This is a genomic window from Clostridium sp. C105KSO13 (assembly GCF_001517425.1).
GTDB lineage: Bacteria > Bacillota > Clostridia > Lachnospirales > Lachnospiraceae > Muricomes.
Map to the genome: position 1 here is coordinate 282,446 of NZ_FBWL01000171.1, position 12,548 is coordinate 294,993.

The 12,548-nt window shown below is 44.0% G+C and carries 10 protein-coding genes; all 10 read left to right on the plus strand.

The features are described 5' to 3' along the window. The first annotated feature begins 12 nt into the window (after positions 1-12). Positions 13-744, plus strand: coding sequence for a YebC/PmpR family DNA-binding transcriptional regulator (locus BN3456_RS14830; RefSeq protein ID WP_089985448.1), 732 nt, complete (start codon positions 13-15; stop codon positions 742-744). A gap of 10 nt (positions 745-754) precedes the next feature. Further along, the gene (locus BN3456_RS14835; protein WP_089985451.1) at positions 755-1,513 is read left to right on the plus strand and encodes a CFI-box-CTERM domain-containing protein; all 759 of its coding nucleotides are present in this window, start codon (positions 755-757) and stop codon (positions 1,511-1,513) included. 142 nt (positions 1,514-1,655) lie between these two features. Next, positions 1,656-2,363: a ClpP family protease gene (locus tag BN3456_RS14840; protein WP_242862899.1), complete on the plus strand. Its 708-nt coding sequence runs from the start codon at positions 1,656-1,658 to the stop codon at positions 2,361-2,363. A 67-nt stretch (positions 2,364-2,430) separates the two neighbouring features. Next, on the plus strand, positions 2,431-4,857 hold the full coding sequence (locus BN3456_RS14845; protein WP_089985454.1) for an FtsK/SpoIIIE family DNA translocase: 2,427 nt from the start codon (positions 2,431-2,433) through the stop codon (positions 4,855-4,857). Positions 4,858-4,883: 26 nt separating this feature from the next. Then, positions 4,884-6,554 carry a formate--tetrahydrofolate ligase gene (locus BN3456_RS14850; RefSeq protein ID WP_089985590.1) on the plus strand — a complete coding sequence of 557 codons (1,671 nt, stop codon included), beginning with the start codon at positions 4,884-4,886 and terminating at the stop codon, positions 6,552-6,554. A gap of 11 nt (positions 6,555-6,565) precedes the next feature. Then, positions 6,566-7,405 (plus strand): bifunctional methylenetetrahydrofolate dehydrogenase/methenyltetrahydrofolate cyclohydrolase FolD, encoded by an 840-nt coding sequence (folD, locus tag BN3456_RS14855; protein WP_089985457.1) that lies wholly within the window; start codon positions 6,566-6,568, stop codon positions 7,403-7,405. Positions 7,406-7,416: 11 nt separating this feature from the next. Next, positions 7,417-8,670, plus strand: coding sequence for a chitobiase/beta-hexosaminidase C-terminal domain-containing protein (locus BN3456_RS14860; RefSeq protein ID WP_089985459.1), 1,254 nt, complete (start codon positions 7,417-7,419; stop codon positions 8,668-8,670). Positions 8,671-8,871: 201 nt separating this feature from the next. Then, a complete protein-coding gene (locus BN3456_RS14865) occupies positions 8,872-10,053 on the plus strand; it encodes an iron-containing alcohol dehydrogenase (RefSeq protein WP_089985461.1) in 1,182 nt (393 codons plus the stop codon). Between the two features lie 203 nt (positions 10,054-10,256). Then, entirely contained in the window at positions 10,257-11,147 is an 891-nt protein-coding gene (locus BN3456_RS14870; RefSeq protein ID WP_089985463.1) for a sulfide/dihydroorotate dehydrogenase-like FAD/NAD-binding protein, read from the plus strand. Next, the gene (gltA, locus tag BN3456_RS14875) at positions 11,147-12,541 is read left to right on the plus strand and encodes an NADPH-dependent glutamate synthase (protein ID WP_089985465.1); all 1,395 of its coding nucleotides are present in this window, start codon (positions 11,147-11,149) and stop codon (positions 12,539-12,541) included. The genes BN3456_RS14870 and gltA overlap by 1 nt, the downstream gene beginning before the upstream one ends. The last annotated feature ends 7 nt before the right edge of the window (positions 12,542-12,548 follow it).

Below are 12,548 nucleotides of genomic sequence, written 5' to 3' on the forward strand. Positions count from 1 at the left end.
AGGAGATTTGAGATGTCAGGACATTCTAAATTTGCAAATATTAAGCATAAAAAAGAAAAAAATGATGCTGCAAAAGGTAAGATTTTTACCAAGCTCGGGCGTGAGCTTGCTGTTGCGGTAAAGGAGGGGGGCGGTCCGGATCCGGACAATAACAGTAGGTTGCGGGATGTGATTGCAAAAGCAAAATCCAACAATATGCCCAATGATACTATTGACAGGAACATTAAGAAGGCTGCAGGAGAAGGCACTGGGGATAATTATGAGCATATTACATATGAGGGTTACGGGCCGGGCGGTACAGCGATCATTGTAAAGACACTGACGGACAATAAGAACCGCACCGCCTCCAATGTAAAAAATGCATTTACCAAAGGAAGCGGAAATGTAGGGACCCCGGGTTGCGTATCCTTTATGTTTGATGAAAAGGGACAGATACTGGTAGACAAGGAAGAATGTGATATGGATGTAGATGAATTGATGATGCTGGTCTTAGATTCTGGAGCGGAAGACTTTTTGGAGAATGAAGACAGTTACGAAATTCTTACATCACCGGAGGATTTCAGCGATGTCCGTCTCGAACTCGAGAAAGCAGGAATTACCATGGCGGATGCTGAGGTGACTATGATTCCCCAGACCTATGTGGAACTTTCAATTGAGGAAGATATTAAAAATATCCAGAAGACATTAGATTTACTTGAAGAGGATGATGATGTACAGGACGTCTATCACAACTGGGACGAGTAAAGGAGAAAAAATGGAACAGAAGAACTTACGGTCTGATATGATTTCCCTGTTTCAGGAGACAGGAAAATACGCTCAGAAATTTCATAAAAAAACCTATGAATCTGATATGGATACTCTGAAAGACAGGTACAGAGAGCTTCTGGATGAAATAAAGGGCATCATTGAGGAGTCTGACGATGACATGGAGGAGATTGCCGCCTATGTGCCTGACTATGTGGCAGAACAGATGTCGGGGATACCTTCCAAGAGAAAGAAAGACATTGCATGCCTGGACAATAACATGAATATGGTGTCTTACTACGTTCCCCTCATGGGAGAGATTATTAGTGTAAAAACCAAGCCTTTTACAGAGAAGATGGTGGAGATATGGAACCAAAAAATGCCCGAGAATAAAATTGGACACTCTACCCGGGAACATATCCAGGGTGGATTCAAAAAGGGACTGTTCTGCTATATTACAACTGCGGTCTGCCGAAGCCTTAACAAACCAGATGACTGTTATGAGCTTACGCTTTTTCGGGACTACAGAGATCATTATCTTTTGAATTGTGAAAAGGGCGAAGAGATTGTAAACGAGTATTACAATATTGCGCCGACAATTGTGAAAAGAATAGACAGAGAAGACAATTCATCTGAAATATATGCCAGAATCTGGCAGGACTATTTAAGTCCCTGTCTTCGGTTGATTGAAGAAGAAAAGAAAGAAGAGTGCAGAGATTTATACAGCGATATGGTCCGGAATTTGGAAAAGAAGTACTTATACTCTTGATGTAAGGTTAATGGTATGGATGTATACAATTTACATTCATACCATTTTTGTATGTTTTACAGCCCACAATTGGTATAATTCCTGCCCTATCTTCAGATAATACAAAAATAAAAGGCGATTGTATCGGAAAGGCAGGATAAATATGGAACAGGATATGAATAACAACCAAGGAAAGGAAATTCAGGAAAAACAGGCGTCAGAAAATGAGGAAATAGAAGACACAGGTACTTTGAGGCTGGGAAAGGAGAAAGACAGACATAATATTCAACTCATCACTATTATCGGTGAAATTGAGGGGCATGAAGCTGCTGCCGGAAATGTAAAGGCCACGAAGTATGAGCATTTAATTCCACGTCTTGCAGAGGCAGAGGACAATGATGAAATAGAAGGAATTTTAATCTTACTAAACACACTGGGGGGCGATGTGGAGGCAGGGCTTGCCATTTCGGAAATGATAGCATCCTTAAGTAAACCTACGGTTTCACTTGTACTTGGAGGAAGTCATTCCATTGGAGGCCCCCTGGCGGTCTCGGCGGATTATTCTTTCATTGTCCCCACAGGTACTATGATTGTACACCCGGTCCGTTCTACAGGAATGTTTATCGGAGTGATTCAAAGTTACCGTAATATGGAAAGAACAAAGGATCGAATTACAAAATTCATAGCCGACCATTCCAAAATCACACAGGAACGCCTGGAGGAACTGATGCTGGATTCCACACAGCTTGTGAAAGATGTGGGGACACTTCTGGTGGGGCAGGAAGCCGTAGACGAGGGCATTATAAGCGAAGTAGGAGGCATCAGCCAGGCTCTGAAAAAACTACACGAAATGATAGAAGAAACAAAATAAACTTCTAATGTTTCACGAGATATGATATACTAAACCCAGTATGTGTAATTATCAAGGGGGAAGTATTATGGCTGCAAAGTCAACAAAAAAGAGAAAAAACACTAGAAATAAGCCGAAGAAATCCGCTGAAAACAGCGCCTTGAAGGAGGAAATCGCGATACTTTCAGTATTGGCGTTGTGTATACTGCTGGCAATAGGCAACTTTGGCCTGGGTGGAATTGCGGGGGAGGCAGTTTCCTCGGTCTTGTTTGGATTATTTGGATTTATGGCGTATATTTTGCCTTTTGTTCTATTTGGTGTGGTTGCCTTTCTTATTTCTAATAAAGGCAACACACATGCTTACATAAAAGCAGGTTCAGCGATTTTTCTGACACTGCTGCTAGCAGCGTTTTTAGAATTGATTATGAACCCGTATGATTCTGAAGCCAGGTTAATGTCTTATTACAAAGCTTCCAGTCTGCACAAGAATGCCGGCGGGCTTATAGGGGGCTGTGCAGTAAAATTGCTTTGTCCTCTGATTGGACGTGTAGGGGCATATGTGGTTGTGATTATTCTGATGATTATCTGTGTAATACTGATTACGGAGAAGTCTCTTCTTTCACCGCTGACTCACAAAGGTATAGAAGCCTATGAGGACGCAAAAAGGCGAAAAGAAGCATCTGCGCAAAAGCGTACTGACAGACAGCAGGAAAAAGCAGCCAGAAAAGCTAATGAAAGTGCAAAAAGACAGAAGCAAAAGGTGTCTGGTGTGTCCTTTGCTACCACACTGACAAAGAGAAAGTCACCGGACTTAAGGGAACTAACGGTATCCGATGCTAAAGATACTAAAGAACCGCCTGCCGGTTCTCCTTTTGAAGACCTTTTGATCAGCCGTCCTGAGCCTGACGTAGAAATCGCTCCCAGCCAGGCCGACGGGGCAATATATGAAACTGGGAAAAAGCAAAAAACTAAAGAAAGCGCCCGCCAGGTTGCCGCAGAGACAGCTCAGGTTGCAGAGACCGTAAAAAAGCAGGAGGGGCAGCAAAACGATGGCTACCAAAAGCCGCCCCTGACTTTGCTGAGCCATGGAAAAAAGACCGGAGGTGATTCAGATGGGCACCTTCGGGCGACGGCTCTGAAGCTGGAACAGACACTCCAGAATTTCGGAGTACAGGTACATGTCACGAATGCCAGTCAGGGCCCTTCGGTTACAAGGTATGAAATTCAGCCGGAGCAGGGTGTTAAGGTAAGTAAGATTGTAGGGCTGGCGGATGATATTAAATTGAATCTGGCTGTTACTGACTTGAGGATTGAGGCTCCTATTCCAGGGAAAGCTGCTGTCGGAATAGAGGTTCCAAACAGTGAAAATATAGCAGTTATGCTGCGGGATCTTTTGGAATCCAATGGGTTTAAAAACAGCAAGTCAAGTATTCCCTTTGCGGTTGGAAAGAATATTTCCGGGAAAGTGGTTGTGGCGGATATTGCTAAGATGCCTCATCTTCTTGTGGCAGGAGCTACCGGATCGGGAAAATCTGTCTGTATCAACACACTGATTATGAGTATCATATATAAATCTGATCCGGCGGATGTGAAGTTGATTATGGTGGACCCCAAGGTAGTCGAACTCAGTGTCTACAACGGAATACCGCATCTTTTGATTCCGGTCGTCACCGATCCGAAGAAAGCAGCCGGGGCTCTGAACTGGGCAGTTGCAGAAATGGAAAAGCGGTATAAACTATTTGCAAAATACAATGTGAGAGATTTAAAAGGATTCAATGAGAAGGTTGGCCAGATGGATGCCACAAAAGATGGTCCGAAAAGGATGCCTCAAATTGTAATTATTGTGGACGAGCTGGCAGACCTGATGATGGTGGCGCCCGGAGAAGTAGAGAGTGCAATCTGTCGCCTGGCACAACTGGCAAGGGCGGCAGGACTTCATTTGATATTGGCGACCCAGAGACCCTCCGTCAATGTCATCACGGGATTGATTAAGGCAAATATGCCTTCAAGAATCGCCTTTTCTGTATCTTCCGGGGTGGATTCACGGACTATTATTGATATGAACGGAGCGGAGAAGCTTCTCGGAAAAGGGGATATGCTGTTTTATCCAACAGGCTACCCGAAACCGGTCAGGGTGCAGGGATCTTTTGTCTCAGATAAAGAAGTGCAGAAGGTAGTGGACTACTTAATTCAAAATTGCGAAAATGTTTCCTACAGTGAAGAGGTGGAAGAGCATATGAACTCCAACACCCCAGGAAGCCAGGTCCCAGGTGCGTCCAATGACGGAGATGAAAGAGATACCTATTTTGTGGAGGCAGGAAAATTAATCATAGATAAAGAAAAAGCATCTATTGGAATGCTTCAGCGCATGTTCAAAATTGGATTTAACAGGGCTGCCCGTATTATGGATCAGCTTGCCCAGTGCAAGGTAGTAGGTCCGGAGGAGGGCACAAAACCAAGAAAGATACTGATGTCAAAGGAAGAGTTTGAACAATACATAAAAGAAAACATATAAAAATGTATATGCAGGGAGGAAAGTGTATGAAAACAGACATTCAAATTGCTCAGGAGGCAGAGATGCTTCCCATTAAGGATGTGGCGGCCGATATTGGTATTTCGGAAGAGGAACTTGAGTTTTACGGGAAATATAAGGCAAAGTTGACAGATGATTTATGGGATCGAATAAAAGGCCGCAAGGATGGAAAGCTAGTTCTTGTGACAGCCATCAACCCAACTCCCGCCGGTGAGGGAAAGACTACAACTACGGTGGGACTTGGACAGGCAATGACGAAGCTGCATAAAAAAGCCCTGATTGCCTTGAGAGAGCCTTCCCTGGGCCCCTGTTTTGGCATCAAGGGCGGCGCGGCAGGAGGCGGGTATGCACAAGTCGTCCCCATGGAAGACTTGAACCTGCATTTTACAGGGGATTTTCATGCGATTACTTCGGCAAACAATCTGCTGGCTGCAATCCTTGACAATCATATACAGCAAGGGAATGCACTTCAAATTGATCCTCGTCAGGTTGTCTGGAAACGTTGTCTGGATATGAATGACAGGGTTCTGCGCAACGTTGTTGTAGGGCTTGGAAATAAAACAGACGGCATGGTGCGTGAGGATCATTTTGTTATTACAGTGGCATCCGAAATTATGGCAATTCTGTGTTTAGCCGATGATATGGCCGACTTAAAATGCCGTCTCGGCAGAATCATCGTGGCCTATAATTTTGCCGGAGATCCTGTCACTGCGGAGGACTTACAGGCCACCGGTGCAATGACCGCACTTCTAAAAGATGCTCTTAAGCCGAATATTGTACAGACACTGGAGCATACGCCGGCACTTGTGCACGGAGGACCATTTGCAAATATTGCGCATGGATGCAATAGTGTACGCGCAACGAAGATGGCGATGAAACTCAGCGACATTGCCATTACAGAGGCAGGCTTTGGTGCAGATCTTGGAGCTGAAAAATTCATGGATATAAAATGCCGCAAAGCAGGTCTTAAGCCAGATGCTGTAGTTTTGGTTGCAACTGTGCGTGCTTTGAAGTATAATGGTGGAGCTGAAAAAGGAAATCTCGGTGAAGAGAACCTAAAGGCCCTTGCAAAGGGTATTGTAAATCTGGAAAAGCATATAGAAAATATTAAGAAATATAACGTTCCGGTAGTAGTTGCATTGAACTCTTTTGTCACAGATACTATTGCTGAACATGAATTTATCCGCGTGTTCTGTGAAGAGCGTGGATGTGAATTTGCACTTTCTGAGGTTTGGGAAAAAGGCGGTGAAGGTGGTCTTCAGCTTGCTCAAAAGTTACTTGAGACACTGGAAAAGAAAGAGAACCATTTCCGCCTGCTCTATGAAGACGGATTATCCCTAAAAGATAAAATACAAACAATAGCCAAAGAAATCTACGGAGCACGGGGTGTTGTGTATGAACCTGCCGCCGAAAAACAACTTGTCAAAATTGAGAATATGGGATTTGGGTCCTTCCCTGTTTGTATGGCGAAGAATCAATATTCTCTGTCTGACGACGCAGGGAAATTGGGGCGTCCCAAAGATTTTGACATTCATATCCGGGAGGTCTATGTCAGTGCAGGTGCCGGATTTGTAGTTGCATTGACAGGAGCCATCATGACAATGCCGGGGCTCCCAAAAGTACCGGCTGCCAACCAGATTGATGTGACAGAGGACAGTAAAATTACCGGTTTATTTTAAGGAGGACACAGATGGCAAGGATAATGGACGGAAAATTAATTTCCAGCCAGATAAAAGATGAGCTTAAAGCAGAGGTTGCCAGGATAAAAGAAGAGGGGGGGCATATATGCCTGGCTGTTGTACAGGTAGGAGATGATCCTGCATCCACTGTATATGTGAGAAATAAAAAGAAGGCCTGTGCATACGTGGGGATTAAGTCCAGTACATTCAAACTGCCGGAGGAAACCACAGAGGATGACCTTGTGAAGCTTGTCATGAAACTTAATAATGACATAAGTGTCCATGGTATTCTTGTGCAGCTTCCGCTTCCTTCCCACATCGACGAGGACAAGATTATACGTACGATTTCACCGGACAAAGATGTGGACGGTTTTCACCCGGTCAGTGTGGGACGTCTCTGGATAGGCGAAAAAGGATTTGTATCTTGTACCCCTGCCGGTATCATTGAGCTTTTAAAGCGTTCGGATATTAAAATCGCAGGAAAGGAATGTGTTATAATCGGAAGAAGCAATATTGTGGGCAAGCCCATGGCCGCACTTTTGCTCCGCGAAAATGGAACGGTAACAGTGGCACACTCCCACACAAAAGGGCTGAAAGATATTGCAAAAAGAGCAGATATTTTAATTGTTGCTGTCGGGAAAAAACAATTTATCAACTCTGAATATATAAAAGACGGAGCTGTTGTCGTTGATGTGGGCATGCACCGTGATGAAAATAATAAGCTTTGCGGAGATGTAGATTACGAAGATGCAGCCTGCAGGGTATCTGCAATTACTCCTGTCCCCGGAGGAGTCGGACCAATGACAATAGCCATGCTGATGAACAACTGCGTGGAGACTGTACGCAAATAGGAGGAAACAGTATGAGGTGTACACATTGTGGTGCCATAATTCCGGATGATATGTTATATTGTCCGGAATGCAACATGGAAGTTCAGATTGTGCCAGATTATAATCCGCTGGAAGACATCCTTGCACGTGAAGTGAAGGGGTCTGTTGAAGACGCCACAAGACAGATTAAGACAGACGATATCAGAAGATACCGCCGGGGAGAAGCACAGGAGTACAATAATTCCACGAGAGTTCTCAGCCAGAACGAGCTAGATGAAATGCGTTCAAGGAGAAGTGCTGCCGCTCAGGAAAGAAGAGCTGCTTTAGATTCTCAACAAAAAAGGCGCCAGCAAATAGCACGTAAAAAGCGTCTGGCAAAGAAACGTCGTAAAAGAGCATTGATTATTCTGCTGATTCTTGTTGTCCTGGCAGGTGTATCCGGTTTTTTCCTTTATCAAAATTCTTATGCAGGACAGATGAACAAAGGAAACCAGGCACTGCAATCCGGAGAATATGCAGCAGCGGAAATCTATTTTAAAAACGCAATTTCTAAAAATGAAAAGAAGGCCGAGGCCTATACCGGATTATCAAAAGTATATGTTCAACAGGATGATCCGGATGGGGCGGAGGCGGTATTTTTGACAGCAATCAGTTCCCAGCCCTCTAATGTGGAGTTGTACAGAGCGGCAATCAATTTCTATATAGATACTGATCAGCTTATCAAAATATCTGAGCTTTTGGACAATTGTGAGGATGATGAAGTTTTAAAAGAGGTTCGGGCTTACGTATCTAATGCCCCCGAGTTTAGCCTGGAAGAAGGTACATATTCCGAGGTGCAGGAGGTTTCCTTAAGCTCCTCAGGTGAAACGATTTATTACACTACAGACGGCTCAGAACCGGACACATCTTCAGAAAAGTATACAGAACCCATCCTTTTACCGGAGGGAGAGACTACTATTATGGCTATTTCAGTGAACAAGAAAGAAATCCCAAGTCTGACAGTCTCTAAAGTATATACGATTGATATTCCAGTGGCAGATGCGCCGGCGGTCACTCCTTCAACAGGTCAGTATAATGGGGAGACACAGATTACGATTAATGTCCCCGATGGTTATACGGCGTATTACACACTGGACGGCAGCGAGCCAACTGACGCGTCCGCAAAATATGAAGGCCCTATAAATATGCCGGAAGGCCAGACCATGTTCAGCGCGATTCTGGTCAGCAAACAAGGCAAATATACTCAGGTAACAAAACGAAACTATGTTCTGGATCCAGCAGGCTAGTGCGTTGTCCGTAAAACCCGATACATTAGAAAACATAAAATCACCGTGAAAGAACATGATTTCAGGGAGATTTTTATATTGTATTGGATTTTGTACAAGGTTTAACGGAGAATTCACAGTAAAACGGTTGCGTTAAAAAATTAACGGTGGTATAGTATGGTTATTCAGTGAATAGCATGACTTTAAAGGAGATGAAATTAAATGAGCAGATTTACGTTACCAAGAGACATTTATTACGGAAAAGGAAGTCTGGAAGAACTCAGAAACTTAAAAGGAAAGAAAGCGGTACTTGTTGTCGGAGGCGGCTCCATGAAGCGTCAGGGATTTCTTGACAAAGCGATAGGATATCTAAAAGAAGCGGGAATGGAAGTTAAGCTTTTTGAAGGTGTAGAGCCGGATCCATCTGTTGAGACAGTTAGGAAGGGAGCAGAGGTGATGCGTGCTTTTGAGCCCGACTGGATTGTTTCTATGGGTGGGGGGTCTCCGATTGATGCTGCCAAAGCAATGTGGACTTTCTATGAATATCCGGATGTAACATTTGATGATTTATGTATTCCATTTAACTTCCCTGAATTGAGGCAGAAAGCAAAATTCGCTGCAATCCCCTCTACTTCAGGTACAGCAACAGAGGTTACAGCATTTTCAGTTATTACAGATTATAATACAGGCGTAAAGTATCCGCTGGCGGATTTTAATATTACTCCTGATGTGGCAATAGTAGATGCCAATCTGGTCGAGGCTCTTCCTGTAAAACAGGTTGCCTATACAGGGATGGATGCACTGACTCATGCAATTGAAGCATACGTATCCACTTTGAATTCTCCGTTTACAGATCCACTGGCAATCCAGGCAATTGAGATGGTATTTGATTATCTGCCGGAATCTTATAAGGGCAATCAAAATGCAAGAGAGCAAATGCACACTGCACAGTGTCTGGCAGGTATGGCATTTTCCAATGCCCTGCTTGGCATCGTACATTCTATGGCCCATAAGACCGGGGCTGCTTTTTCTACGGGACACATTACACACGGATGTGCAAATGCACTGTATCTGCCATTTGTAATCAAGTACAATGCAAAAGATCCAGTAGCCGCAAAACGTTATGCCGAAATTGCACGCCGCACGGGGCTTTTAGGCTCGTCTGAAAAAGCTCTGATTAACAGCCTGTGTGAAAAGATAGATGCTTTTAATGTGCAGCTTGGAATTCCTAAGACCTTGAAGGAATTTGGAATTATTGAAGATGAGTTCAAAGAAAAGATTTCCCACATTTCTGAACTGGCCGTAGGGGATGCCTGTACAGGTTCTAACCCGAGAAGCATTACTCCTGCAGAAATGGAGAAATTGTTTTATTGCATTTACTACGGAACAGAAGTGGATTTCTAATTGTAAAGTCTATATTTTTAAAAGATTAAGCAAAATTATACATAACAAGATTGGGACAGACATAAAATGTCTGTCCTTGTTTCTGAGTACAGCCAAGCTGTTGAAAGCAGGTCGATTCTGTTAAAAAAGAGGACTTGCCAAGGCAATGTTTATGGCGTATTATAAAAATGGTTGCTATTTTAAAAGGCAGAAGGAGGAGTAAAATGTATAAGATATTAAAGTCAGAAAAACTGGCTGATAAGACTTATCTGATGGATGTGCATGCACCGCGTGTTGCTGCTCATTGTCAGCCGGGTCAATTTATAATTGTTAAGATGGATGATAAAGGAGAGAGAGTCCCTCTTACAATCTGTGATTATGACAGAGAAGCAGGAACGATTACAATTGTATTTCAGGCAATAGGAGCTTCTACGACTAGAATGATGGAGCTTAAGGCCGGAGACAGCTTTCGTGATTTCGTGGGACCGTTGGGTCAGCCTTCTGAGTTTATCAGCGAAGATATTGAAGAGCTAAAGAAGAAAAAGGTTTTATATGTAGCCGGCGGTGTTGGCGCTGCCCCCGTTTATCCACAGGTGAAATGGCTACATAAGCGCGGAATCCAAGCAGATGTTATTGTCGGGGCCAAGACAAAAGATTTATTAATCCTGGAAAAAGAACTGGAAGCTGTAGCGGGCAATCTGTATATAACTACAGATGACGGTTCCTATGGACGTTCCGGCATGGTTACTGCGGTTATAGAGGATCTTGTACAGAACGAGGGCAAACACTATGATGTATGTGTGGCTATCGGCCCTATGATTATGATGAAGTTTGTCTGTCTGCTTACCAAGAAGCTGAATCTTCCTACAATTGTCAGTATGAATCCGATTATGGTCGACGGAACTGGTATGTGCGGAGCCTGTCGTCTTCAGGTTGGCGATGAAGTGAAGTTTGCCTGTGTGGATGGTCCTGAGTTTGACGGACATCTTGTGGATTTTGATCAGGCTATGGCGAGAACCCGTATGTATAAGACAGAAGAAGGCCGCGAAATTTTGAGATTGCAGGAAGGGGACACCCATCATGGTGGCTGTGGTGTCTGTGGAGGTGATAACTAATGGCAGATATGTTAAAGAAGGTACCTGTAAAAGAGCAGGCACCGGAAGTAAGAGCAAAGAATTTTGAAGAAGTATGTCTTGGATATAATAAGGAAGAAGCAATGGATGAGTCTACCCGCTGCCTGGAATGTAAAAATGCAAGGTGTATCCAGGGATGTCCGGTAGCTATCAATATTCCCGGATTTATAAAAGAAGTAAAAGCAGGCAATATTGAAGAGGCTTACAAGGTAATCAGCGAATCATCTGCCCTGCCGGCTGTCTGTGGACGTGTATGTCCCCAGGAATCACAGTGTGAAAAGAGATGTATCCGGGGAATCAAAGGTGAGCCGGTTTCTATCGGTAAACTGGAAAGATTTGTGGCTGATTATGCCCTGGAGAATAATATTAATCCGGTAGGTGCAGAGGAAAAAAACGGTCACAAGGTGGCAGTTATCGGTTCCGGCCCGTCAGGACTTACTTGTGCCGGAGATCTGGCAAAGATGGGCTATGATGTAACTGTCTTTGAAGCACTCCATGAGCTGGGCGGCGTGCTTGTATATGGTATTCCCGAATTCCGTCTCCCGAAGCAGAAAGTCGTGGCTAAAGAAATAGAAAAAGTAAAAGGTTTAGGAGTCAAATTTGAGAAAAATGTTGTTATCGGCAAGTCCGTTACTGTTGATCAGCTGTTGGACGAAGAAGGTTTTGAAGCCGTATTTATCGGCTCGGGAGCAGGACTTCCGATGTTCATGGGGATTCCCGGAGAAAATGCAAACGGTGTATTTTCTGCAAATGAATACCTGACAAGAAGCAACCTGATGAAAGCTTTTGATGATTCCTATGACACTCCTATTGCTGCGGGAAAGAAAGTTGCAGTTGTAGGCGGTGGAAATGTGGCTATGGATGCTGCAAGGACTGCTTTGCGGCTTGGCGCAGAGGTACATGTTGTGTACAGAAGGAGTGAGGAAGAACTTCCAGCTAGAGTTGAAGAGGTGCATCACGCAAAAGAAGAGGGTATTATCTTTGACCTCCTTACCAATCCAAAAGAAATTCTTGTAGATGAGAACGGGCATGTCCGGGGGATGAAGGTAATCCGGATGGAACTGGGCGAAGCTGACGCATCAGGCAGAAGACGTCCTATAGAGATTCCCGGCTCTGAGTATGAGATTGCATTGGACACTGTAATCATGTCTCTTGGAACATCACCTAATCCGTTAATTGCTTCTACCACAATTGGCTTGGATGTCAACAGAAGAAAATGTATCATTGCAGAAGAAGAAACAGGACAAACCTCAAAAGAAGGTGTGTACGCAGGCGGTGATGCAGTGACAGGAGCAGCTACCGTTATTCTGGCCATGGGTGCAGGCAAAGCAGGTGCAAAGGGAATCGACGAATATCTGCGCAATAGAGATAAATAATAGATAT